General features: G+C 44.9%; 24 protein-coding genes and 2 pseudogenes. 8 read left to right on the top strand and 18 right to left on the bottom strand.

All coding sequences use genetic code 11. From position 1 onward, the window contains the following. The first annotated feature begins 9 nt into the window (after positions 1–9). Genes hydE through hydF form a run of 3 tightly spaced genes read left to right on the top strand, consistent with a single transcriptional unit; the run spans position 10 to position 3,793 of the window. A complete protein-coding gene (hydE, locus tag ACTNBR_RS09315) occupies positions 10–1,110 on the top strand; it encodes a [FeFe] hydrogenase H-cluster radical SAM maturase HydE (RefSeq protein WP_427806773.1) in 1,101 nt (366 codons plus the stop codon). After that, a complete protein-coding gene (gene hydG / locus ACTNBR_RS09310; RefSeq protein ID WP_427806772.1) occupies positions 1,103–2,524 on the top strand; it encodes a [FeFe] hydrogenase H-cluster radical SAM maturase HydG in 1,422 nt (473 codons plus the stop codon). Before hydE ends, hydG begins: the two co-directional genes overlap by 8 nt. Before the next feature lie 27 nt (positions 2,525–2,551). Then, positions 2,552–3,793 carry a [FeFe] hydrogenase H-cluster maturation GTPase HydF gene (hydF, locus tag ACTNBR_RS09305; protein ID WP_441017853.1) on the top strand — a complete coding sequence of 414 codons (1,242 nt, stop codon included), beginning with the start codon at positions 2,552–2,554 and terminating at the stop codon, positions 3,791–3,793. A 106-nt stretch (positions 3,794–3,899) separates the two neighbouring features. Here the strand turns inward: hydF and eno are convergent, their stop codons facing one another. Beyond that, positions 3,900–5,207 carry a phosphopyruvate hydratase gene (gene eno, locus ACTNBR_RS09300; protein ID WP_441017851.1) on the bottom strand — a complete coding sequence of 436 codons (1,308 nt, stop codon included), beginning with the start codon at positions 5,205–5,207 and terminating at the stop codon, positions 3,900–3,902. A gap of 235 nt (positions 5,208–5,442) precedes the next feature. Here eno and ACTNBR_RS09295 point away from each other — a divergent pair, with 235 nt between their 5' ends. Together ACTNBR_RS09295 and ACTNBR_RS09290 are read left to right on the top strand one after the other, a co-directional pair. Further along, a complete protein-coding gene (locus ACTNBR_RS09295; protein ID WP_441017849.1) occupies positions 5,443–6,285 on the top strand; it encodes a YitT family protein in 843 nt (280 codons plus the stop codon). 80 nt (positions 6,286–6,365) lie between these two features. Then, entirely contained in the window at positions 6,366–7,079 is a 714-nt protein-coding gene (locus ACTNBR_RS09290; protein WP_427806768.1) for a GTP pyrophosphokinase, read from the top strand. A 60-nt stretch (positions 7,080–7,139) separates the two neighbouring features. On the opposite strand, the gene ACTNBR_RS09285 is transcribed toward ACTNBR_RS09290, so the two are convergent. Beyond that, positions 7,140–7,679, bottom strand: a complete 540-nt coding sequence (locus ACTNBR_RS09285; RefSeq protein WP_441017847.1) for an HD domain-containing protein — start codon at positions 7,677–7,679, stop codon at positions 7,140–7,142. A gap of 130 nt (positions 7,680–7,809) precedes the next feature. On the opposite strand from ACTNBR_RS09285, the gene ymfI reads away from it, so the two are divergent. Beyond that, entirely contained in the window at positions 7,810–8,544 is a 735-nt protein-coding gene (gene ymfI, locus ACTNBR_RS09280; RefSeq protein WP_441017845.1) for an elongation factor P 5-aminopentanone reductase, read from the top strand. A 68-nt stretch (positions 8,545–8,612) separates the two neighbouring features. On the opposite strand, the gene xth is transcribed toward ymfI, so the two are convergent. The 7 genes from xth to ACTNBR_RS09245 all read right to left on the bottom strand — a co-directional run bounded on the left by xth (position 8,613) and on the right by ACTNBR_RS09245 (position 13,878). Beyond that, entirely contained in the window at positions 8,613–9,365 is a 753-nt protein-coding gene (gene xth / locus ACTNBR_RS09275) for an exodeoxyribonuclease III (RefSeq protein ID WP_427806764.1), read from the bottom strand. Then, a complete protein-coding gene (locus ACTNBR_RS09270; RefSeq protein ID WP_427820286.1) occupies positions 9,365–10,177 on the bottom strand; it encodes a type III pantothenate kinase in 813 nt (270 codons plus the stop codon). Before ACTNBR_RS09270 ends, xth begins: the two co-directional genes overlap by 1 nt. Positions 10,178–10,195: 18 nt before the next feature. Beyond that, positions 10,196–10,840, bottom strand: a complete 645-nt coding sequence (locus ACTNBR_RS09265) for an ECF transporter S component (RefSeq protein ID WP_441017843.1) — start codon at positions 10,838–10,840, stop codon at positions 10,196–10,198. A gap of 203 nt (positions 10,841–11,043) precedes the next feature. Continuing rightward, positions 11,044–12,243 (bottom strand): bifunctional phosphopantothenoylcysteine decarboxylase/phosphopantothenate--cysteine ligase CoaBC, encoded by a 1,200-nt coding sequence (gene coaBC, locus ACTNBR_RS09260; protein WP_441017841.1) that lies wholly within the window; start codon positions 12,241–12,243, stop codon positions 11,044–11,046. Positions 12,244–12,291: 48 nt separating this feature from the next. Then, complete coding sequence (gene nrdR, locus ACTNBR_RS09255; RefSeq protein WP_427806761.1) at positions 12,292–12,741, bottom strand: transcriptional regulator NrdR; 450 nt, start codon at positions 12,739–12,741, stop codon at positions 12,292–12,294. Between the two features lie 132 nt (positions 12,742–12,873). Beyond that, positions 12,874–13,590, bottom strand: a complete 717-nt coding sequence (locus ACTNBR_RS09250) for an NUDIX domain-containing protein (RefSeq protein WP_441017839.1) — start codon at positions 13,588–13,590, stop codon at positions 12,874–12,876. 30 nt (positions 13,591–13,620) lie between these two features. Beyond that, positions 13,621–13,878 (bottom strand): PRC-barrel domain-containing protein, encoded by a 258-nt coding sequence (locus tag ACTNBR_RS09245; RefSeq protein ID WP_427806819.1) that lies wholly within the window; start codon positions 13,876–13,878, stop codon positions 13,621–13,623. 218 nt (positions 13,879–14,096) lie between these two features. Here ACTNBR_RS09245 and ACTNBR_RS09240 point away from each other — a divergent pair, with 218 nt between their 5' ends. Both ACTNBR_RS09240 and arcC read left to right on the top strand, forming a co-directional pair. Further along, on the top strand, positions 14,097–14,648 hold the full coding sequence (locus ACTNBR_RS09240; protein WP_427818986.1) for a prolyl-tRNA synthetase associated domain-containing protein: 552 nt from the start codon (positions 14,097–14,099) through the stop codon (positions 14,646–14,648). A gap of 70 nt (positions 14,649–14,718) precedes the next feature. Beyond that, positions 14,719–15,648, top strand: coding sequence for a carbamate kinase (gene arcC, locus ACTNBR_RS09235; RefSeq protein ID WP_441017838.1), 930 nt, complete (start codon positions 14,719–14,721; stop codon positions 15,646–15,648). 97 nt (positions 15,649–15,745) lie between these two features. Here arcC and ACTNBR_RS09230 read toward each other — a convergent pair whose 3' ends face one another. From ACTNBR_RS09230 to ACTNBR_RS09190, 9 genes and pseudogenes are all read right to left on the bottom strand, one after another. Further along, the gene (locus ACTNBR_RS09230; RefSeq protein ID WP_427818984.1) at positions 15,746–16,879 is read right to left on the bottom strand and encodes a toxic anion resistance protein; all 1,134 of its coding nucleotides are present in this window, start codon (positions 16,877–16,879) and stop codon (positions 15,746–15,748) included. 45 nt (positions 16,880–16,924) lie between these two features. Beyond that, entirely contained in the window at positions 16,925–18,274 is a 1,350-nt protein-coding gene (locus ACTNBR_RS09225) for a 5-bromo-4-chloroindolyl phosphate hydrolysis family protein (protein ID WP_441017837.1), read from the bottom strand. Between the two features lie 17 nt (positions 18,275–18,291). Continuing rightward, on the bottom strand, positions 18,292–18,903 hold the full coding sequence (locus tag ACTNBR_RS09220; protein ID WP_441017835.1) for a nicotinate-nucleotide adenylyltransferase: 612 nt from the start codon (positions 18,901–18,903) through the stop codon (positions 18,292–18,294). 127 nt (positions 18,904–19,030) lie between these two features. Continuing rightward, positions 19,031–20,449 carry a magnesium transporter gene (mgtE, locus tag ACTNBR_RS09215; protein WP_441017833.1) on the bottom strand — a complete coding sequence of 473 codons (1,419 nt, stop codon included), beginning with the start codon at positions 20,447–20,449 and terminating at the stop codon, positions 19,031–19,033. Between the two features lie 602 nt (positions 20,450–21,051). After that, on the bottom strand, positions 21,052–21,423 hold the full coding sequence (locus tag ACTNBR_RS09210) for an MATE family efflux transporter (RefSeq protein WP_427818980.1): 372 nt from the start codon (positions 21,421–21,423) through the stop codon (positions 21,052–21,054). Positions 21,424–21,508: 85 nt separating this feature from the next. Further along, complete coding sequence (locus ACTNBR_RS09205) at positions 21,509–21,934, bottom strand: MarR family winged helix-turn-helix transcriptional regulator (RefSeq protein WP_427806752.1); 426 nt, start codon at positions 21,932–21,934, stop codon at positions 21,509–21,511. Positions 21,935–22,195: 261 nt separating this feature from the next. Beyond that, positions 22,196–23,260: an MATE family efflux transporter gene (locus ACTNBR_RS09200; protein WP_441017831.1), complete on the bottom strand. Its 1,065-nt coding sequence runs from the start codon at positions 23,258–23,260 to the stop codon at positions 22,196–22,198. Positions 23,261–23,319: 59 nt separating this feature from the next. After that, positions 23,320–23,925 (bottom strand): annotated as a pseudogene (locus ACTNBR_RS09195) (sugar O-acetyltransferase). A gap of 364 nt (positions 23,926–24,289) precedes the next feature. Then, positions 24,290–25,090, bottom strand: a pseudogene (locus ACTNBR_RS09190) (IS110 family transposase); the annotation flags it as partial. Between the last annotated feature and the right edge of the window lie 256 nt (positions 25,091–25,346).

Here is a 25,346-nt window from a genome sequence, read left to right as displayed (position 1 = left end):
GAACCATTCATGAGAGAACTCATTACAAAATTAGAAGAAACCGGGAATCTGAACCAAACCGAATGGATTGCTTTGATCAATGGCCGTACCCCAAAGCTTGCAGAGTTTCTATTTGAGCGGGCACGGGCTGTACGCCATCAGTATTATGGTCATGATGTATATATCCGGGGACTGATTGAATTTACCAATTACTGCAGAAATGACTGTTATTACTGCGGAATTCGCTGCAGCAATGCTTCTGTTGCCCGGTATCGTCTTACCGAAGACGAAATACTGGATTGCTGTCAGACCGGTTACCGTCTTGGTTTTCGTACCTTTGTCCTGCAGGGAGGCGAAGATGCATGGTTCACGGACAAGCGGATGGCCGTACTCATCCGGGCAATCAAAACTCGTTTTCCGGACTGTGCGCTCACACTCTCCATTGGTGAAAAATCCCGAGAGAGCTACAAGCTGTTCCATGACATGGGTGCAGACCGCTATCTGCTCCGTCATGAAACCTACAATGCCAATCATTACCGGATGCTCCATCCCGCCTCATTGTCCGCCATTCGCAGACAAAAGTGTCTTTTCGCACTGCAGGAAACAGGTTATCAGGTAGGGAGTGGTTTCATGGTCGGCTCACCGGGGCAGACTGCCGAATACCTGGCCGAGGATATGTTGTTTCTAAAGCAACTGAATCCTCATATGGTTGGGATCGGACCGTTTATTCCCCATCATGCCACACCATTCGCCATGGAGAAAGCCGGCACTCTTGAGCTCACTTTATTTATGCTCGGACTGCTCCGGCTGATGCTGCCAAAGACACTTCTGCCGTCTACAACAGCACTCGCAACCATCCATCCGGAGGGCAGAAAAATGGGGATTCTCGCGGGTGCCAATGTTGTGATGCCGAATCTGTCACCGCAGGAGAACCGAAAGAATTACAGTCTATATGATAACAAACGCTGCATGGGGGATGAAGCAGCAGAAGGCCTTGCCATTTTGACACAGGAAATGGAAGAAATCGGCTATCATATCGTGACCACAAGAGGCGATTCCCTGGTCACGATCCAGGATCATAATCAGGAATTAAATTTAAAAGATTTCACAGGAGGAAACGAAAATGTATAATCCAGCATCAAAAAAAGCAGATGAATTTATCAGCCATGAGGAAATTATGGAGACACTCCAGTACGCTGATGAAAATAAAAACAATCTTGAATTAATCGACCGGATCATAGAGAAGGCGAAGCTTCGCAAGGGGCTTTCCCACCGGGAAGCATCCGTTCTTCTCGCCTGCGAGAATGATGAGAAGAACCAGGAAATCTACCATCTCGCCGAGCAAATAAAGAAAGATTTTTATGGCAATCGAATTGTTATGTTTGCTCCGCTCTATCTTTCCAACTACTGTATTAACGGATGTACCTATTGCCCTTATCACATGAAAAACAAACATATTCCACGTAAAAAACTGACACAGGACGAAATCCGTAAGGAAGTTATCGCGCTTCAGGATATGGGACACAAACGGCTGGCGCTGGAGGCCGGTGAAGATCCGAAGAACAATCCAATCGAATATATTCTGGAAAGTATCAAGACGATTTACAGTATTAAGCACAAAAACGGAGCGATCCGCCGCGTCAATGTAAATATTGCCGCCACGACAGTTGAAAACTACCGCAAACTTAAGGAAGCAGGAATCGGAACCTACATCCTGTTCCAGGAAACCTATCATAAAGAAAGCTATCTGGAGCTTCATCCGACAGGGCCGAAACATGATTACGATTATCACACAGAAGCTATGGATCGCGCCATGGAAGGAGGCATTGATGATGTAGGGCTCGGCGTGCTGTTCGGTCTCGATAAATATCGTTACGAATTTGCGGGTCTTCTGATGCATGCAGAACATCTGGAAGCGGTCTTCGGAGTCGGCCCGCATACCATCAGTGTTCCTCGTCTGAGAAACGCAGATGACATTGATGCTTCTGCATTCACTAACGGAATCGATGATGATACCTTCGCCAAGATCGTAGCCTGCATCCGCATCGCAGTTCCATACACCGGCATGATCGTATCCACCCGCGAGAGCCAGAAATGTCGTGAGCGCGTACTGCATCTTGGCATTTCCCAGATCAGCGGCGGTTCCAAGACCAGCGTCGGCGGCTATGCCGAACCGGAGCCGGACGAAGAGTCTTCCGCGCAGTTTGATGTCAGCGATACACGTACACTCGACCAGGTCGTGAAGTGGCTGATGGACATGGATTATATTCCGAGCTTCTGCACCGCCTGCTATCGAGAAGGCCGTACCGGCGACCGCTTCATGTCACTCTGCAAAAGCCAGCAGATTCAGAACTGCTGCCATCCGAATGCTCTGATGACCTTAAAAGAATATCTGGTAGACTACGCTTCACCTGAAACCAAAGCAGTCGGTGATGCAATCCTTCAAAAAGAGCTGGCAAATATTCCAAACGACAAAGTTCGCGCCAAAGTGATCGAACATCTGGAAGCAATTGAAAACGGAACAGGAAATGACTTTAGATTCTAATTGAAATCGAAAAATAAGGAGGCTATTATGGGATTAAATACAACTCCTTCAGCTGAGCGGATCCATATCGGGATCTTCGGAAAACGAAATGCAGGGAAATCCAGCCTGATCAACGCAATAACCGGTCAGAGTCTGGCGATTGTCTCTGATATCGCCGGGACTACCACTGATCCGGTGCTGAAAGCCATGGAACTACTGCCTTTGGGCCCGGTTGTTATGATCGATACTCCCGGTCTTGATGACGAAGGTGAACTGGGCCAGCTTCGTATTCAGAAATCTTATCAAATTCTGAACAAAACAGATATTGCTGTTCTGGTTACAGATGCGTCCTTTCCAATGACTGCCGAAGATATTGCAATTCTGGGGCGGATACGGGAAAAAGGAATTCCATACGTGGTTGTAAGAAACAAAATAGACACGATAGAAACTTTAAGTTCATCAGAATTCATCAAAGCGATTGCTGACACTCCGATTCCTGACGGGTGGCTGACCGAACAGAACTGTATCTCTGTCAGTGCAGCTACCGGCAAGAACATTTATGAGCTGAAGGAAATGATTGCAAAACAGGTGCCTGCCGAGAATATGACATTGAAAATTGTCGGCGATCTGTTAAAACCAAATGATGTTGTTGTTCTAGTGGTTCCGATTGATTCTGCAGCCCCCAAAGGAAGGTTGATTCTTCCTCAGCAGCAGACAATCCGTGACATTCTGGAAGCCGGTGCCGTCTCCGTTGTCACCAGGGAAACGGAGTTGAAAGAAACACTTGCTTCTCTAGGGAAGAAACCTCGCATGGTCATTACGGACAGTCAGGCATTTAAACAGGTATCGGCGGACACCCCGGAAAATATACATCTTACTTCATTTTCCATCCTGTTTGCAAGATACAAGGGCAATCTGGAATCCAATGTCCAAGGTGCCCGCATGCTGGAGCGTCTGAAAGATGGTGATAAAATACTGGTTTCTGAGGGCTGTACGCACCATCGGCAGTGCGAAGATATCGGTACGGTGAAACTACCGCGCTGGATCCGGAATTATACCGGCAAGGAACTGGAATTCGTTTTCACAAGCGGAACCGAATTTCCGGCCGATCTGTCCCCTTATGCTTTGATCGTCCATTGCGGTGGCTGTACACTCAGCGAGAGGGAAATGAAGTATCGTCTGAAATGTGCAGAGGATCAGCAAATTCCAATGACAAACTACGGCATCGCCATCGCCTATATGAATGGAATCCTGGACAGGAGCCTCGAGCCATTCCCGGATATCGTGTAAAAAAGGCATACCCTAACCTTGGATTCACCTGTCTAACGTATAAAAGTTTCGGATGACATGTTGTTATATACATTCTTCCGAAACTTTTTTATTCACAATATTCCTTCTACGAGAATCTCACAAAGGGATTTTCATATTTTGCGATTTCTCCCAGCCTTTCTTCGATTCTGAGAAGCTGATTATATTTTGCCACACGCTCAGATCGGCACGGTGCGCCAGTCTTAATCTGCCCTGTGTTAAAGGCAACAGCAAGATCCGCAATGAAGGGATCTTCAGTTTCCCCGGATCTGTGTGAAATAATTGCCTGATATCCCGACCTTTTTGCCATCTCAATCGCATCAACTGCCTCTGTCAAAGTACCAATCTGATTCACTTTAATAAGAATCGCATTGGCAATCTCTTTGAGGATTCCCGCATTCAGTCTTTTTACGTTTGTAACAAAAAGATCATCTCCTACAAGCTGCATCTCCAGCCCCAGCCTTGTAGTCAAAAGTTCCCAGCCTTCCCAATCTTCCTCGTCCAGTGCATCTTCGATTGAAAGGATCGGGAACCGATCAGCCAGTTCTTCAAAATACTCAATCATTTCCTCAGAAGAACGTTCCACACGATGTCCGTGCATTTTTCCTTCTCCTTCAAAAACATAACGTTTTCTCTTTTTGTCATATAACTCACTGGCCGCTGCGTCCAAAGCAATCACAATCTCTTCTTTTGGTTTATATCCGGCTTTGTCAATCGCCTCTATAATAAATTGCAGTGCATCACCGGCATTCGGAAGATTGGGCGCAAATCCACCTTCATCCCCGACCGATGTCTGATATCCCTGCTTATTTAGCAAGGATCTAAGCGCCTGATATATTTCCGAACACATCTGAAGTCCTTGTTCAAAACTATATGCTCCCACCGGCATGATCATAAATTCCTGGATGTCGATCGTATTATCTGCGTGGCGTCCCCCGTTCAGAATATTCATCATAGGCACCGGCATCTGTTTAGCACCCACTCCTCCAAGATAACGAAACAGCGGAATCCTTAAGGCCTTTGAAGCAGCCCTTGCCACCGCAAGTGATACCCCCAGCATTGCATTTGCGCCCAGATTAATCTTGTTATCTGTCCCATCCAGTTTCAAAAGGACCTGATCGATTCTCGCCTGTTCAAACACATTCATTCCTTCTACTTCACGGGCGATTCTGTCATTGACATGCTCCACAGCTTTCTTAACTCCAAGTCCCTGATATCTTCTCTGTCCGTCCCGCAGCTCGATTGCCTCATATTTTCCCGTTGATGCACCGGAAGGTACCGATGCCCTGCCGTGAAACTGTTCCCCTGCAAGTACTTCCACCTCAACAGTCGGATTCCCACGCGAATCCAGAATTTCTCTGGCGTATACATCCGTAATAGGTAAATACTGATCCATGATTTTTTTCCTCCTTTTGAAAGATAGTATATCCGCTGTGGATTCATCTCATGCCCGCATTTTATTCCCAGAAAATACCTGATTTTTCTTTGGTTTTATGTATAATTGTATACTTCATAAACTTGATTCAAAACAGTTGACTTTCAAAATTTGCCGCGTTACAATTCGTTTGGAATGAGCCGTAATTCTGATTTTACGCGGTCTTTCAAATATTATAATCTTGAGGAATGAGCAAATGGATAAGAGTTTTAAAAATTTTGCCATGATGACAGGCGCTACACTAATCATGGCAGTGGGGACCTATTTCTTTAAATTTACCAACAATTTCACTTTTGGCGGAATCACCGGTCTCGCTGTACTGGTCGCGAAAACCGGACTAATTTCAGCTGCCGATTTTTCTTTTATAACTAATATGCTGCTTCTGGTTCTGGGTGCAGTGATCCTCGGAAAACAATTTGTTGCGAAAACTGCCTATTGCAGTATTCTTCTTTCTGTTACGTTGTCACTGTTAGAAAGGGTCTATCCTATGTCACACCCCTTTACGGATGAACCGATGCTCGAAGTTATGTTCGCGATCGCACTGCCGGCATTCGGCTCAGCTATTCTCTTTAATATCGGTGCTTCAAGCGGAGGCACAGATATCATTGCAATGATCGTTAAGAAGTATTCCAGCATCAATATCGGCAAAGCTCTGATCGTTTCCGATATTGCCATAACAGTACTCGGTTTCTTTGTCTTTGGTATGAAAACCGGACTTTACTCCCTTTTCGGTCTTTCGATCCGGTCATTCCTGGTGGACAACTTTATCGAAAGTCTGAATCTTTCAAAATATTTTAACGTTGTCTGCGCTAAGCCGGATCCGATCTGCGATTTTATTGTCAATCAACTTCACCGCGGCGCAACGATCTGTGATGCGCGGGGTGCATTTTCTGGTTCAGAAAAACACATTATTCTTACTGCACTGAATCGCCAGCAGGCAATTAAACTGAGGAATTTTATCAAGAAAGAAGATCCATCTGCATTTATCCTGATTTCCAATACCAGTGAAATCATAGGAAAAGGCTTTCATGCCATTTAAAAATATGTTAGAATATAGATGGGAAAGGTCAAAAGACCTGACGGGGGTTCCCACTAGAAATTTATAAAGAGGGTTGTTTTATGGAAAAAGCGACAGAAACAATTCCAGTGTCTTCCCATCCGACAACACTGGAGAAGCAATGGCTGAATGCAGTAAGTCCGGAAGATTTTATCCGCAACAATAAGAATTTCAATTCTTTGATGATGAAATATCGTTGTGCGATCCGGGAAATTCAGACAAAACTTGAAGTCCTGAATGATGAATTTTCCGTTGCAAATCAGAGAAATCCGATTTCTTCTATTAAATCCCGCATCAAAACTCCGGCAAGTATCTATGAAAAGCTGCGTCGGAAAAACCTTCCGTTTACGGAAGAAAGCATCGTGAAAAATCTGGACGATGTTGCCGGTATTCGAGTGATTTGTCCATTCATCGGCGATATTTATACGATGGCCAATCTGATTTCATCACAGGATGATATCACAGTTCTTAAGATCAAGGACTACATACAAAAGCCAAAGGATAACGGTTACCGAAGCTACCACATGATCGTGGAGATCCCGGTGTTCTTCTCAGAAGGAAAGGCTGCAATGCGTGCTGAGATTCAGATCCGTACCATTGGAATGGATTTCTGGGCAAGTCTCGATCACCAGCTTCACTACAAAAAGGATATCAGTTCTTTGGTAGATATCGCCTCCATTGAGGACGAACTGCGCAGATGTGCAGAGACTGTCAATCTGACAGACCGGCATATGGAAGAGATCAAGGATTTAATTGGCGATGTCAAAGACATTTAAGCACACATTTTCCATGGAAAAAGGCACTCCTCTACGGAATGCCTTTTTCTCAGATTACTATTATGATCCAAAATTCTTATCGATCAACCTACAATACTCCATATAAACCGGTTCCCCCTCAAACTGTTCTTTCAGCGCATCTCGAATCCCCTTATAATACCATCCGATCATCTGCTTGTCTTTCATACGAAACCTGTTCCATAGTTCCTCACCACAGAGCGGATAATCCCTGTCAATATCACGCATATTGGAGAGCTTGTCCGCAAGTCCGATCATCTGAACTTCTCTCGGAGCTGTTCGGATACGCTCAATCGTTGCTCCCTTTCTTTCTTCCCAGGAACGGGATTTGTCCTCACTCTCCTGTGCTACAAAAAATGCAACTCGGGCCGAAAACATCTCCGCAATCTTCTCCACCGTTACATCCTTGCAGTCTTCAACCGTATCATGCAAAATTGCTGCACTGATAACCTCTTCATCGTGCGTCATAGACGAAACGATATCCCCCACTTCGATCGGATGCACGATATACGGGCGTTTCGTCCCCTTTCGAAACTGCCCGTCATGTACTTTCGTTGCGAATTCAATGGCTCTGTCTACCATATTCTCCTCCTCGCATATCACAATATTACGATCTTTTCTTTATCATATCATCTTGCACTTTAAATAACAAGAAATAACGTGTATAATTATAATAACCTTTTTTATAAATGTTACAAAGGAGCGCTAATTTATGACCAAAAAAACTGTTCTTGTAACCGGTGCTTCACGTGGAATCGGCAGAGCATGTGCACTCCGATTTGCCGCCGGTGGATATCATGTTTTCTTAAATTGCCGAAAATCATGGAAAGCTCTTCATCAGGTACGTGCCCAAATCGAAGAGATGCCTTATGGTTCCTGCGAAATCGTGACCGGAGATGTCGGAAATCCCGATGATGTAAAGGGAATCTTTGATGCCGTCTCCCTGTCCTGCGACGGTCTTGATGTTCTGATCAACAATGCCGGAATTGCTTACATGGGATTGCTTTCTGATATGACAAACGAAGAATGGAATCACATGATTCAGACAGACCTTTCTTCTGTATTCTATTGCTGCCGTGGCGCACTTCCGCATATGATCTCAGTGAAGCATGGACGTATCATCAATATTTCCTCCATGTGGGGAACCGTTGGTGCATCATGCGAAGCCGCCTATTCTGCCGCGAAATCAGGTGTAAACGGTCTGACCCGAGCACTTGCAAAGGAACTCGCACCGAGCAACATTCAGGTCAATGCCATTGCCTGCGGTGCAATTGACACTTCCATGAATGATCTTTTAAGCGAAGAAGAAAAGCTTGCATTTGCTGAGGAAATTCCCGCCGGACGTTTTGGCTCTCCGGAAGAAGTGGCTCAGCTCGCATGGGATATTGCCCACGCACCGGAATACATGACCGGCCAGATCATCGGTCTGGACGGCGGATATATCTAAAAGATCTGCATATGTAAAACGGGTTGAAACACCAATCGTGTTCACAACCCGTTTTATCTTATCATCATTTATTCCATATCCAGTTCAATCGGACAATGATCTGATCCAAAAACATCAGTCAATATCTTTGCATCCCTAAGCCGCTCTTTCAGGCAATCCGATACACAAAAATAATCAATACGCCATCCTGCATTCTTCTCTCTTGCTTTAAACCGGTAGGACCACCAGGAATAAATTCCCTCCACCTCCGGATAAAAATAACGGAATGTATCTACAAAACCATTCTCAAGAAGTGCTGAAAATTTTGCTCTTTCCTCATCCGTAAAGCCGGCATTTTTCCGGTTTGTCTTCGGATTTTTCAAATCAATCTCCTGATGCGCCACGTTCAAGTCTCCGCAAAACACAACCGGCTTCTTCTCTTCCAGTTTCTTCAGATATGTTAGAAAAGCGTCCTCCCACTCCATTCGATAGGGGAGTCTCGCCAGCTCATTCTGAGAATTCGGCGTGTACACAGTTATAAAATAAAAATCCTCAAATTCCAGTGTAATAACACGTCCTTCCTGATCGTGTTTCTCAATTCCGATTCCGTAAGAGACGCTGATCGGCTCTTTTTTCGTAAAAACAGCTGTCCCCGAATACCCTTTGCGCATAGCATAATTCCAATACTGATGATATCCTGGCAGTTCCAACTCCAGCTGTCCTTCCTGCATCTTCGTTTCCTGAAGGCAGAAGATATCCGCATCTGCCTCCTTAAAAAAATCCATGAACCCCTTCTGTACGCATGCACGGATTCCATTCACATTCCAAGAGATAAATTTCATTACTGTCTCCTCTTCCCTTTTTCCTCAGTTTTCCACGCAAATTCTCCCTGAGAATTTTTATTATAAATAACGAGTAATCCTTTCAGAAGGAGCTCATCATCCAGTATAATCTTTTTTCTGCAATGCGGAACGATCTTCTTTGCAAGTCCTCCCGTTGCAATGACCGTTGCAGGCTGCCCGAGTTCCTCTTCCAGTCGTTCAATGATACCGTCCATACATGCGGCATTGGAATAGATCACACCACTTTTCATACACTCCACTGTATTTTTTCCAATGATCCGTTTCGGAGCTTCCAGACTGATTCCACTGAGCTGTGACGCATTTGCAGTCAACGCATTTAATGATGTATAAATTCCGGGGTAGATCATACCCCCGATATAATTCTTATTCGAATCCACAACACAGACCGTGTTCGCCGTTCCAAGATCGAAAATAATCAGCGGCGGCTCATACCCGTCTATTCCGGCAACGGCATCCGCGACGAGGTCACTTCCAAGCTGAGCCGGATTGTCCATCATAATATTGAGTCCTGTTTTTACTCCAGGACCAACGACCAATGTTTTTTTCTTGAGAATCTTTTCTGTTGCTTCTTTAACTACATTTGTTATCTGGGGCACAACGGAACTGACAATAGCGCCTTCCAGCTTCCCTGCATCAATTCCATGAAGATCCAGAACCATCTTGATATCAATCGCATATTCCAGCTCCATCTTCGTCTTGATTGTAGAAAGTCTCTCAATAAAATATGTCTTATTGTTGTCAATACATCCCAGAACAATATTTGTATTTCCAATATCTATTGCAAGAATCATTTTTGTGTATCCCCTTTACTATCTTCCACTCTGTGTCTGAGAAGATGCCGTCAAGCGCATCAATACCTTTCCGATGACAGCGACAAGGACAGCAGCAGCAAGTGCCTCCGGAATTCCCGATGCAGTCACCGTTCCCATAATCAGCCCAAATACCGCCGTAACCGCTACTTCTTTCGCTTCAGCATACTGCTGCGCCAACAGGAAGTAGATACTCCCCATCACCATGATCGTATTTACCATAGATCCAGCAAATCCCGCAATGGCAAGAGCCACATATGTGTTTAATTTGATTTTTCTGAAAAGAATCCAAATCCATCCTGCCGCAACACCGATCAAAATACGGCATCCGACAGAAATCCAGAGTGCTTTAAGCACTCCTGCCAGATTCGAGGCAAGAAACGGTGAAAACGCAAACGACAGCAGTGTCGGTGCCATTGTGTTGCTGATCAGCGAACAAATTCCGAAAACACCTCCCAGAATCGCTCCTGCAAGCGGTCCGAAAAGAATCGCCCCGATAATCACCGGTATATGTACGGTTGTTGCCTTTATAATAGGAAGCTGAATCATGCCAAGCGGCGTATTTGCCAACACAATTATGATTGCAGCCATCAGTGCAACGCTCACCATCCAACGAGTACCCTTTTTTTCTTTGTTCTTCTTCATATTTTTCTCCTGTTATTATTCTCATTTCGAGATACAATACATGATTTGTAACTGTTCAGAGCCAAGCAGATTTGTCAAAAAAGGGCAATGAATGCTTGCATTCGTGAGCACTTTTTTGTACAAATCTATTTGGCGGATACGCCACACTGAGGAAACACGAAGTGTTTTCGAGGTTGGCTCTGAACAGTTACCATGATTTTTATTTATGAATTCATCTGATCCAGAATCATATCCAGAATCCGCGCCGCCGTCTCTTCCTTACTCAAAAGAGGCAGTACAGTCTCGTTTTCTCTGGTAATCAGAGTCATCCTGTTCGTGTCACCTTGAAAACCGGCTCCGGCATCCCTGAGATTGTTTGCCGCTATCATATCCAGATTTTTCTTTTCCAGTTTTGCTCTGGAATTCTCAACCATGTTCTCTGTTTCCATAGAAAATCCACACAGAAACTGTCCCGGTTTTTTATGTTCTCCAAGGTATTTCAGAATATCATCCGTTTTCTCCAGTTCCAGAACCATCTGCTCACCGGATTTCTTCATTTTTTGATCATTCACATACTTCGGGCGATAATCCGCAACCGCGGCCGCCTTGCAGACAATATCGGCATCTTCAGATTCTCTCCTGACTGCTTCAAACATCTCTTTTGCCGTCGTGACCGGAAGCACGTTCACAAACATCGGCTTTGGAATAGAAGTCGGTCCGCTCACCAGTGTGACATCAGCTCCTCTTGCGGCACAGACTTTCGCCACCGCATATCCCATCTTTCCTGAAGAATGGTTGGTGATATACCGTACCGGGTCAATGGCCTCCTGCGTCGGCCCTGCCGTAACAAGAACCTTCTTCCCAATCATATCCTTTTCCCATGCCAGCTCATGATAAATATATTCATAAAGTTCTTCCGGTTCTGGCATTTTCCCGATTCCACTCGTTCCGCATGCAAGATGTCCCTCGGCAGGCTCGATCACTTCATATCCGTATTTTTTCAGGATCGCGAGATTATCCTGCACTACCGGATTCAGATACATCTCCGAATTCATCGCAGGCGCAATGAATTTCGGGCATCGTCGGCAAGCCATCACAGTCGTGGTCAACATATCATCTGCAATTCCGTGAGCCAGTTTCCCGATCACATTCGCAGTCGCCGGGGCAATCATTACCAAATCTGCCACACTGGCGAGTGCGACATGCTCCACGCTGTACTCGAAGTTCCGGTCAAATGTATCGATCAGACACTTATGCTTCGTCAAAGTCTCAAATACAATCGGATTGATGAAATTCGTTGCATTCCTCGTCATGAGTACCTGCACATCATACCCGTTCTTAACCAGCATACTTGCCAGCGACGCTGTCTTATACGCGGCGATTCCGCCCGTCACTCCAAGTACAACTGTCTTCTTTTGCTCCATCAAAGTGTACACTCCTTCGTCTGTTTACTTGTCCGCTTCCAGAACACATTATTCCAGAATTTTCTTCAGTTCCGCCATAAATGTATTTACATCTTTAAACTCTCTGTAAACCGATGCAAATCTAACGTAAGCAACCGCATCCAGCTCTTTCAAGTGTCCCATCACGATTTCTCCGATCACACTGCTCGGAATTTCCTTTTCTTCCCGGCTGAAAATATCGGTCTCGATCGTATCGATCGTCTTCTGAATTTCAGAAGTAGGCACCGGTCTCTTATAGCATGCCCTGAGAACACCGCCTTCAATCTTAGCACGGTCATATTGTTCCCTGGTATTGTCTTTCTTAATAATGATCAGTGGAATCGTCTCCACTTTCTCATACGTTGTAAAACGCTTGCTGCAGGCATCGCAGGAACGTCTTCTCCTGATCGATGTTCCGTCATCAGCCGGTCTTGAATCAATGACTCTGGTATCAATGTTACCACAATATGGACACTTCATCTTCTTGCCTCCTGTCTCTTTTTCTCCCCACACGCCGTGGAAAACGCCATGGTTCCGCGTGGCGACCTTTTCCTCAATATTAATAGTATAAATGTAGACTATTTTCTTGTCAAACAAAATTCCCCGAAATACTTACAGTCTGCTTTTCAGGATCAGCCATGCCTGTACAATGATTGCAGCATGGTCACAAGCAATCTGATTCGTCTCCCTGACACGGAAATCTCTTTCCTGCACAATGTCCCCTTTCAAATCCTCTTCCACCACAGCCGTAAGTTCCAGTTCATATGCCTTATTCTCCAATCTAAGAAAATGGCTTCTTTTCCTGCCTCCGTCTTCTGCAGTTTCCCAGGCGCCGCTTTCACAGAAAATCTCGCACCACAGAGCCGCATCCGCGTCATCTCCTGCATGCACCGTCACTTTGGTTTCCTCCACAACAGACATATATGCAGAGGTGATCACACGCGCTCTCGGATCCCGGTTCGCATTTCCATACACCGCGATCTGTTCCATGGGCAGGTCGTCCACACCGGTCTCTTCCATCAATTCCCGCTTCGCCGTATCTCTCAGATTCTCCCTCAGATTAATAAACCCTCCCGGGAGAGCCCACCATCCGATGCACGGATGATTCCCTCTCCTGATCATCAGAACCTTCCATACAGAATCCAGGTTCGGCCCTTTCGATTCCTCTCCCTTATCCGACCAGGAAAATACAACCGCATCCGTTGTCACACAGGGGTTCTTATATTTATATGGATCATATTCTTCCAGAAATTCTTCCAGATCCTGCCCCTTATCATTCTTCTTTCCGTTTCCCGTGAATGGGGCAATGTTCTCCAAAAATGCTGCCATTTTCAATTCCTCTCCTTCTTTTTTTATTTCTTATTTACACGTTTTTAAAAATTTCTCTTCGCAGATTTCTACCAGAATGATATCGGGCCCGATTCTGCAGATACATTCAAACGGAATAATATATTCCGCATCATATCCAAACAGCCCGCACACCTTCCCCGGTCCCGGCACTATGATAGCCTCCACTGTCCCGGAGCACTTATCCAGTATAATATCCGTCACACACCCCAGCCGTCTCCCATTACAGGTGTTGATTACTTCCTTCTCTCTCAGTTCGCAAAAACGGATCCGGTTTTCTTTGTCACATTTTTCTTTCACGGCACACACTCCGAACTCTTCTTATTGCCAGTATATGATGTTTCCCGGCTTCCGGACCTGATTCTTCCATGCTTTTTCTTGAAAACTGCAGATTTCATGCTATGATATAAGTATTAATTATCAGTACACTAGTATTTTACTACACATATACAATTATTTCATCATTTTTACATCAGGAGGACTTTACTATGGAAACCATTCATGTCAGTAAGATACATTTCACCTCCAAACCGGATTGTTCCAAACGCCTGGCGAAAGAAGAAAGGGTCTATGATTTTCTTGACAAACTGCAGATTCCCTATGAAGGTGTCGATCATGATATTGCCAACACCATTGAAGACTGCCGGGAAATCGAGAAGGAACTGCAGATCGGGGTATGCAAGAATTTATTTCTATGCAACCGCCAGAAAACAACTTTCTTTCTTTTGATGATGCCGGGTGACAAGCATTTTGAGACAAAAGTACTCTCACATCAGCTCGGTGTATCCCGCCTTTCCTTCGCGGAATCACGATACATGGAAGAATTTCTGGACATTACTCCGGGCAGCGTCAGCGTTCTCGGACTGATGAACGATGTCGAAGAGCAGGTCGATCTTCTGATTGATGAAGATTTACTGAAAGAAGAATATCTCGGATGCCATCCCTGCATCAACACTTCCAGTCTGAAGCTCCGAACCTCCGATATTCTTCAGAAATTCGTGAAAGCTACGGGACATTCTTATCATATAGTCGCATTATAAGGATTGCAATTTAATAAAAAAGATACTATAATTTTCACATACTCTAATTCAGAAAAACGAGGTATATTATATGAAGAAAAAAGTTGTCGTTGCACTGGGTCATCGTGCTCTCGGAAATACACTTCCGGAACAGAAGGCTGCAGTAAAAAAAGCTGCCGCATCGATTGCTGCTCTTGTTGAAACAGGATACGATGTTGCAATCACACACAGCAATGCACCACAGGTAGGTATGATTCATACCGCCATGAATGAATTCGGCAAATCCCACGAAGATTTTACCCCTTCTCCGATGTCAGTCTGCTCCGCTATGTCTCAGGGATATATCGGATATGACCTGCAGAACGGCATCCGCGAAGAACTGATGAACCGGGGCATTTACCGCACCGTCAGTACAGTTCTGACTCAGGTCATTGTTGATCCTTATGATGAAGCTTTCTACACTCCAACCAAGGTACTCGGACGTATCATGGATGCAGAAGATGCTGCAATCGAGCGAAAGAAAGGAAATTATGTTGTTGAGGTTCCGGGACAAGGCTTTCGGCGTGTCGTTGCTTCTCCAAATCCGGTAGAAGTAGTTGAAGCAGATGCCGTAAATGCGCTCCTGGATGCAGGCCAGATCGTAGTTGCCGGCGGCGGCGGTGGCATTCCGGTACTGAAACAGGGACACCATTTAAAAGGTGCCAGTGCTGTCATTGAAAAAGACCTGACTGCCGGACTTCTTGCAGAACAGATCGACGCAGATGAGCTGATCATTCTGACAAGCGTAGAGAAAGTATGCATCAATCGTGGTACCGATAAGGAAACGGAACTTGGCGTGATTTCTCTGGATGACGCAAAGAAATACATGGACGAGGGACATTTCGGTGTCTACAATATGCTTCCGAAATTCCAGGCCTCTGTTTCTTTCATCGAAAAAAGAGAGGGACGACGTGCGATCATCACTTCTATGGAAGCATTAAACGACGCATTAAAAGAACGTACCGGTACTGTGATCAAATAAAACACTCACGTATGCATGACATTATAACAGGAGCGCGAAAACGGATTATTCATTTCCGTTTTCGCGCTCCTGCTCTTTTCATCGTTATCTTTTCAACCTATCCCTGCAGCTGAAGCAGCTTCCCTTTCAGCTCATTTTCAAGCCTCTGCATCTCCTGCTCCGCTTCATGACGTTTCTGGCGTCCCTCCTGCTGAATCTTCATCACTTCATCCAGCGTTGAAATCAGAGATTCATTTGTCGCTTTCAGGGTTTCCATATCAACAATTCCACGTTCGGATTCTTTTGCCGTATCAATCGTCGCCATCTTCAATTTCTCAGCGTTCTTTCTGAGAAGCTCATTTGTCATATCCGTCACTTCCCGCTGCGCCGCTGCCGCCTGGGCGGAATGTTCTACACCAAGCGCAAGCACCATCTGACTCTTCCAAAGCGGAATCGTATTCACGATCGTTGACTGAATCTTCTCTACCATTAACGTGTCATTGCCCTGCACAAGGCGGATCTGCGGAGCAGTCTGAAGGGAAATCGTCCGTGTGAGTTCCAGATCATGGATCTTCTTCTCAAACCGTCCGCACATAGCCTCAAGATCTCTTGCCTCCTGCGCATCTTCCGCAAGTCCTGACATCTGTGCTTTCTGAACAAGCTCCTGCAGTTTCGTCGTGCGAACCTCCTGCAGCTTTTTCTTTCCCGCAAGGATGTACATGGTAAGCTCTTTAAAATACGTAAGATTCAGTTCATACATTTTATCCAGAATCGCAATGTCCTTTAGAAGTAAGACCTGATGATTCTCCAAAACTTTACAGATCTCATTGATATTCGTCTCTGCTTTCGCGTATTTCGCTTTCATGGACTGTATCTTATTGGACGTTTTCTTGAAAATTCCGAGAAATCCCTTTTCTTCCTCCTCGTCAAAGTTTCGAAGTTCCTTTACTACACCGGAAAGAAGGTCCCCCACCTCTCCCAGATCTTTCGTCTTCACATTCTCCATTGCAGTCTCAGAAAAATCCGCCATCTTTTTCTGGGTTCCGGCGCCATACTGAAGAATCATCGTAGAATTCGTCAGATCAATCTGGCTTGCGAATTGATCGACTGTACGTCTCTCGTCGTCCGTTAAAATTGATTCATCCATAATTTCTTGTTTTTCAGGTGCCGGTACCGGTGTCTGCATTTCTTCTTTAAACGGCTCCAGCGTTAATTCCGGTGCCGGTGCAAATGTTTTGAATTCATCATTCATGTTCCTAAACCTCCATTTTCCTCTGCATTCTGCCTTGTCTATTTGCTATTTCCCGGATTTCCGTTTCCATTCTTCTTCTGTCAGCCCTTCCTGCGCAAGCATGGTATGCAAAACAGAAATGTCCGAAGACACATCCCATGCCGTATCCTGAAACAGGCTGTCCAACAGCTTCTCAAATGCAAGATTCAACGTATCAAGGGTCGCTTCGATCTCCGCTTTTGCTGTCTGTATGTTCTCTCCTCCTACCGGCTGACGGTCCATCTCTTCATATGCCTCCAGCAGCTTAACAGTCGTTGGAAGATAATATTCCATCAGCTTCCGGATATCTCCTACCGTCTCAGGATTTTGTTCTACACGATCGAAAATCCGATCCACGATCATTTCCATTCTGGAAATTTTAGCTGAAATCTCCTCACCAGGGATTGCGTCATTGCATGCATGGATCTTCCGGATATATGCGTCACCCTGCTCAATGATCTCCCGTACCTCCGGAGCCAGGCCTTCTCTTGCCTTTTCTGTCTCGCGCTCTACCTGCTCCTTCTTTTCCTTTTGCATCCGGGCTTCTTTCTCTTTCTGCTGTTCACGATAAATCTCATCCCGCTCCTTCTCCCGCATCTGTTCTTCCAACTGCAGATACTGGTCATATGCCTGATCGGTCACCATCAGACATGTCTTCTGGCCATCCAGATGTCCCTGACGGAACCATCCGCTTTCGATCATCTTCCGGAGATCCTTTGTCACATACTTTGCCGTTTTCCCTGTCTTTTCTGCAAGTTCTTTGATGTCACAGTATTCCCTGTCCTGAAGGAAACTCATATATTTCTTAAATCTTCCGATTCGTTTCAAAATCGAAGTTCCGGCACCTGCCATCCCGCCAAATACCCCTGTAAAAACAAGTGAAACGATAAGCACCGCAAGCGCCTCACCCGGTTTTATAAGAAACAATCCCGCAATTGCCAGAAGGAGCAGAATCCCGGAAATAACCGCAACCGGATATCCAAATGCACATAGAAGAATTCCGCCTGCCTGCGCACCGGTCATCGATGCATAAAGAGCCGGCTGATTTTTGAAACGGCTATCATATTTCATTGCATTGCTGTTCTGAGTCTCAAACGGCTGGCCCTGCCAGTCATTGCCGTAAGGGCCGCCTCCATGCCAGTTATTTCCAAAATCCCCATTCATTCCATCCGGATTCTGCCATCCCGGTCCGTAAGGCTCTCGGTTCCAGTTTCGTCCATTTCCCATATTCCGCATGCTCCGGGCTGCCTCATTCAGCGCCTGATTAATCGTATTCGTGATCGTCTGATTCAGTCTGCGATAATCCCTGGAATCTACTGCGTCCTGCACCGTTCTGCGGATATCCTCTCCAAAGCGTTCCCAATCCTGATTGTTCATCTTCTTCTCCTGCCATTCTATTTCGTATATTTTATACGGTTGTCAATTCCATGTGAAATAATGTATTCATATACACTTTTCGGCACCAGATCATTCCATTTCTCATCCGCCAGAATTCTCTGTCTCACCTGAGTACCGGTTATTCCTTTCTCACTCTCATCCCTGCGCCAAAGCACTTCTGTCGTATAGCCCATATTTCTCAGAAGTTCTGAGTTTCTCTCCGTCTTTTCATCGCAGATACTCAGAAAACACACCGCATCTGTCGGTACATACTGCCTAAGATACTCCGGACGTTCAATCGGAAAAGGAATGATGTCAAATGCTTCTCTCGGCACTTTGAAATCAAGAAGGCAATCCCGTATCATTTCAAATCTTTCAAAATATGTCAAAGGGTTGGACGACTTCTTTCTTTCTTCATCCATCTCAGAGTCTTCCTGAATATAAGACTCGTCAGGAAACGATATTCCCACATAAAGCTTTCTGCATCGCATTTTAGCCGCCAATATATATTCCAGATGCTTCAGATGTAAAATCTGAAATCTACCGTAAACTACCCCAATATCGATCATTGTTCTGCTCTCCCTCCATGCAGTTCTTTCTTTTGTATCTGCATCTTCCAGATTATTCATACATATAACTCATTATACTTCATTCTCAAATAATTGAAAATACCTTTGAACAGAAAAATAACCGTCAGTGGGACGGTTATTCCTCTTACCAAAATACTTTCTTTTATTCGACATTACTCGCCTGGGTCTACATTTGCAGCACATTGATGATCAACACCCAGGCCAGTCCATAGTAAGTAACTACAGCAACCAGGTCGTTGATCGTAGTAATCAGCGGCCCGGAAGCGACCGCCGGGTCCACACCTAACTGTTTGAACAGCATTGGCACGGTAGTACCTACAATACTGGAAAGAAGCATTGCGACCAGAAGCGCGATTCCGGTACAAGCCGAAATCGAAAAAGCCATAATCAGCACCTGCCCTTTCAGAAGATACAGGTATAGTCCGATAAACAGAAAAGACAATACTCCAAGAATCAAACCGTTGCACAGCCCGACTCTCGCCTCCTTGGAAATCAGGTATAATTTCTGTTTTTTGCTGACCTGCTCGTCCATCAGAACACGAATGGTAACAGCAAGTGACTGTGTACCGACATTTCCCGCCATATCGAGTACGAGAGACTGGAAACATACGATCAGCGCCAGATGTGCGACTACTTTTTCAAAAATTCCCACCACAGAGGAAACGACCAGTCCTAGTCCCAGAAGTACCAACAGCCATGGAAGCCGTTTCCCGATACTTTTGCGAAGCGGCTCTTCCAGATCCTCTTCCGCAGAAAGACCTGCCAGCTTTGCATAGTCATCTCCCAATACATCATGGATCATCTGACCTACATCCTGCGCTGTCAATATGCCTTTGAGCTTATTATTTTCATCCAGAACGGGAATCGAATCTTCGGAATAATCCTGAAGACGCTCAATGCAATCTTCAATCTGCTCTTCCGCATACACGTACGGATAGGATGTCATGATAATACTATCCAATTCCGTATTCTCTCTGGCAACGATCAGGTCCTTCAGATCGATTGCCCCGACCAGCACCTTGCCTTCATCCAGCACATAAATCGTGGAAATATTGTCATTATCCGCCGCCTGATCCACCAATTCCTTCATCGCCTGACGCACATTCAGTCCCGCACCGATTGCAATATAATTCGTCGTCATCTTACTTCCGATTTCATCCTCATCGAAAGCACTGGAAAATGCAATCTCCTTTTTCACACCGTCTTCCATCAGATCAATCAATACACTTCTCTGCTTCTTATCAAGCTGGCGGAGATACTCCACAGCCGTAGTCACTTCGAACCGGTTCAGCACCTCAACCCTTTTTCGGATCCCAAGCTCACTCAGCCACTCGTCTCTCCTGTCCGAATACTCCAGAATATCAGAAAGCATATCGGTATCAAGTATACTGTAAAGCCTCATACGCTCATCCTTTTTGAGCAGCTCCAAGGCATCTGCAATATCATTCTCATGATAATCTCCAATCTTCTCCCGCATCAGCCTTGGTGTCAGATTGCTGCGTGCAATTGCCGCTATTTCATTGCTGTAGTCCGGGTGCTGTACAACAGCCGCATTTTCATTTGGGAAATTCTTCTTTGCACTCATTGTCTGTTCCTCCTTTACGCATCAAAATCAAGTACACCTCTGTTATCCGCCGGTGGCTTTATCTTGGAATGAGATTGGATCTCCACCAAGACTAACTTGTCGCAACTCGCACCTATAAAAGTGAGAGTCTTATCTTCTTTCAAGATAAAATTCAAGCCATTCAGGCATGCATGGTAAAGATGGACATAGAAAAACGCTTCAGGATAAATGGGCAAAAAAATACCATTGTCACCTGCAAAACACTTTTTCTACACCCGCCTTACATTGATGTAGTGTGTTCTTTGAAACGGACAACGGCAGCCATTCTCTGAAACGGAGCAAAATTCATATGCTCATAAAGAAACGGCAAAGTGGTCTCCCTCTTCGCCTTATAGATTCAAAAACCAGGTCAGAATACAGACGGCATAAAACCGCAACAATTCTGACAGGTTATGACTGCCCTGTCCCTACTTCGTGCACTACTACCGTCCATATTCTCACCTCACTTGTTCATTTATTCTCAGATATGATATTTTATAAGGAATATTTTAACAGATGGAAATATTCCCCCATTAACGGAAGTATTATACCACACCTTAAAGAGTTTAGCCAGTATTAATTTTTTAGCTATAAGGCAGTTTATTGTCTCTTCTTTCTCTCTGATTCATATGTTTCTCCCTTGTCGATCCGTTCGATAACCTGATGCTGCATGGCCTTGCCCGCCCCTCTCCCAAAGCCCGGGAAATCACCGAGACACCACCCACACCGAAAATCGTTCCTACCGCCGTAAAGAGGAGGAATACCGGCATAGCCAGAGACACGGCGGCAATCAGAATATCGTCATGGGTCTGACCGATAAAGAAGGTATCCGCCAGATTATAGATTAGCACCATAATCATCGCAGCCATTGCAGGCAACACATTTTTTAGCACTGCCTGAGGAACAGGCGCATTGCTGAACACTTCCAGATTTTTGTTTTCCTTTTTCTTTTCCATTGAAATCACCTTTCTTAAACAATCGTATGCTTTCAATCTCTAGCTATTGAATTACCCAAAATAAATACTCACTTTTTGTGAGCACTTATTTTAAACTATCCTTAATTTTCTTAAGGAGTGAATAAAGGATATCACGCTCTGTCTCGGTCAGCCCCGATAGAAGCATCTCTTCCGAGTGGATCATGTCCCGCTTCGTTTCCAGAACCCTGTCTATTCCCGCCTGCGTGATGCGCACCAGCTTAATCCGTTTATCCTCTGCATCAGCATATCCTTCCACCAACCCTTTCTGCTCCAGCCGGGAAATGATACCGGCAGTCGTGGACTGCGCAATACATAGAACCTTCTCCAACTGCTTCATGGAAAGCTGTTTTTCCGGGGCATCGTTCAGTGCCAGCAGGGCTCCTGCCTGTGCCATTGTCATATCCCATGAACGCATCTTATTGTCTGCCCTTTTCTGCATCTCGTCGCCAATCTGCTTCATCAGTATCCCGCAGGACACATGGTCTGCCATATCTATGCCCCCTTTCTGCCGATAAATATAGCACACTACTATCCCTATGTCAATAGCATGCGTTTGATTTTATGCACATTTTGTAACAGTTCAGCCATAAAGCTCGAGCTGACTGCTTCGCAGTCTTTCCCGCTGCATATGCAGCTAAGGCTCTCGCTCATGGCAGAGCGCCATATACAGATATTTAAAAGCAGTCTGCTGCAAGTAAACTTGCGCATTCTGCTTTTAAATATCTGTGCATAGCTGAACTGTTACCACATTTTATGTTTTGAAAAATGCAATCCTTTTGTAATACACAGTTACCAGCAGCACACAGGCCCCCGACCATGCCAGAATCTCTGCATAAAAAATTCCTTCCTGCCCTATAAACCGCGGCAGAAATATGGCAGCAGATACCCTCATGCCAAACTCCACCATTCTGGATACCATGGGTATGACAGTATCTCCCATCCCCTGCAGGGCGCTGCGATAAGTATGCAGAGCATATAATATAATCAGGAAAGTGCTCATAATCATCAAGTAATGATGGGCAACCTGCAATACCTGTTGCGCCTGTACTTCTTCTGCTGAAATGAACAAAGAAAGAATATCTTTTCCCCATAAGAACATAATGAGAGAGATCAGCACTGAGGTGGCAAACGCCATAGCAATCCCTTTCCTCATGCCTGCTTTAATACGCTTATCTTTTCCCGCCCCTTTATTCTGAGCAACAAAAGTAGAAATTGCATATCCGTATGAAATAGCCGCCGTCTCTAAAATACCATACAATTTATTTGTTGCCGTAAACCCCGCTACAAACAATACGCCAAACCCATTGATGACTGACTGAAGCACCATCCCTCCAATGCTGATGATTGCATCCTGGAACATGACAGGCATCCCCAGCCTTAATAGCCTTTTTGCCAGACTGATATCTATCGCAAAATCCTGATGCTTCAACTTCAAAAAAGGAACTCTGCGCAGGACAACAAAACAATAGATACATGAAATCCCCTGTGCCATCAGCGTTGCCACAGCAGCACCGGCAATACCCAAACGGAATCCCATCACAAACAGCAGATCCAAACCTATATTCGTGCAGAAAGCAATCACCATGGCTGTCAAAGGAGACCGTCCATCCCCTAATGCCCTTAAAAGAGAGGCTTCAAGATTATAAAACATGATGACCGTAAGCCCGCCTATCATAACCCGCAGATATGTCAGAGAACCTACAACAATATTTTCCGGTGTTTTCAAAAGCGCCAGCATCGGCGACGCCACAAGTTCCCCCGCCGCAGTCAGCACAACTGCCACCCCGATGGTAAGGATGACTGCATTTCCACCCATTTCCAGCCCGATAATATGACAAGCCGGTTCTATTTTTACAACCGCTTCCCAAATACCTGTTAGATTTCCACATCAAAAACTCTCTTCTTAAAATAGTATTTCCGGTCTTCTTCCGTGATCTCGCGGATCACCCTGCAGGGATTACCCGCAGCAACCACCCCGTCCGGAATGTCTCTGGTCACAACACTACCGCCGCCAATCACAACATTATTCCCAATCGACACTCCCGCGATAATCACGACGCTCCCGCCTATCCACACATTATCTCCGACAGTAATTGAAATACCGTATTCATAGCCGGAGTTTCTGGATTCTTGATGTAACGGATGTCCGGCAGTATAAAAAGACACATTTGGTCCCAGCATGACATTTTTCCCTATTGTCACCTTTGCAACATCCAAAACTGTACAGTTATAGTTTGCAAAGAAATCATCTCCGACCTCTATGTTATAACCATAATCGCAATGAAATGGAGGCTCTACAAAAACAGCTTCGCCGGTTTTTCCAAACAATTCCTTTAGCAACCCCGGGATCCTGTTATACTAATCCGGATGGACTTGGTTCAGTTCATAAATCCTTCTTTTACATTCCAGGCGTTCCCTGCTCAATACTTCATCAGATGCAATGTAGAGAAGTTCTGCAAGCATTCTTTCTTTTTGATCCATTTTCGACACTCCTCAAATTCATATTTTTCATTATCGTTAGCTTGCTATTATATTCCTGAAAATTTATTTTGTCAATTATCTCCCTAGATAAATTTCTATCTTGTCGTTAAGAAATGCATCCAAATGGATACTATCTCAGCATTTCCGTAAATGCTTCTCTCCTTTATTCTGGGAAACAAACACAATGCCCCTGATGATGTCAAGTCATTGCTACAACAAAAATTCGTCCACTGGACGGATTTTTGCACACATAGCGAAAAATATGAGGCTTTTTTACCACGAAAATGGCTTAAAACCGCATTTTTCCCATATTTCTTCAACTCTTCCATTAACTTCCATAAATTGCAACCGATATTATCTATTTATATACTTCGTAATCGTTCAGCAGATTCTGGATCTCTATTCTGGCACTTCCAGGTGCTTCTGTACTTCCGATGCTGTACTCCGCACCTGATACCAGGGTCCTTGCCCTCTTTAAACCAGCGCCTTTCAGCTTTGCATCCCTCCATACCTGATTTACACCATCTACGCCAAGTTCTTTTATGTCACATGGCAACGGTGCCTTTTTGATCACCATCATCCCGCTTGCAGCATCCGGATTTTTATAAACGTCTTTCATTTTCGTACAATAAATGCTGGACCATCACGCAATCCAGTTTTTAATCCTTGTGATTTCTTCCTGTGTCTGAATACGAAGGTTTGACAGATTCCGGAGTTCTGCGTATATCCCTGTTGGAATATATGGATACAAAAATCTTCCTTCATTCACCAGTCCCGCAATCGTTTTTGGATCCTTACGGTCATTCTTATTCGGGTTATTATCATCCAGTTCTTTGGACTTCTTTACATGATGCGGATTCACATGCACCGGCTTCATGCCCTGTTCCTGCAGGTACGCTCCAAGGTTCAGCCAGTAATGACCGGTAGGTTCCATACCTGGAATCACTGTCTCTTTCCCATGTTTGTCTGCAATGTCGTCCATCCATGCCTTAAATGAAGCAAACCCGGCTTCATCGTTGCTGAAAGCAAAAGGCTTTTTTGAGTACTCATAATTCCGCCAGTCAAAGGACCTTGCATAATGAGTTTCACTTCCAATATCGATTCCAACGATTAAAGTTTTTTCCGTAATAAATGCAATTTTTGCGTTCTGTGTATTATATTTCATTTCAGATACCTCTCTGTTCAATAAGATTTTTCACTAAATGCATATGGCGCGTCCCAACGGCCGGTTTTGCGGAGCAAAACGGCCGAAATGCGAAGCTGAACAGCCGTTAGGCTTTGATTGATACAGAAATCTCTAGGATAATATCTTCATTCATCTATCAGATGAAAATATATTTCTTAGGAGGATGATGTATGCTGGACTACAAAAACATCATTATCAAACGTTATGCGCTTTCCATGTCAGGAAGTGAAATTGC

The sequence above is a fragment of the Bariatricus sp. HCP28S3_F11 genome (assembly GCF_052065395.1).
In the GTDB taxonomy this organism is placed as follows: Bacteria; Bacillota; Clostridia; order Lachnospirales; family Lachnospiraceae; genus Allocoprococcus.
The sequence above is the reverse complement of the archived record's forward strand: the minus strand, read 5'-3'. Positions and strand labels throughout refer to the sequence as shown.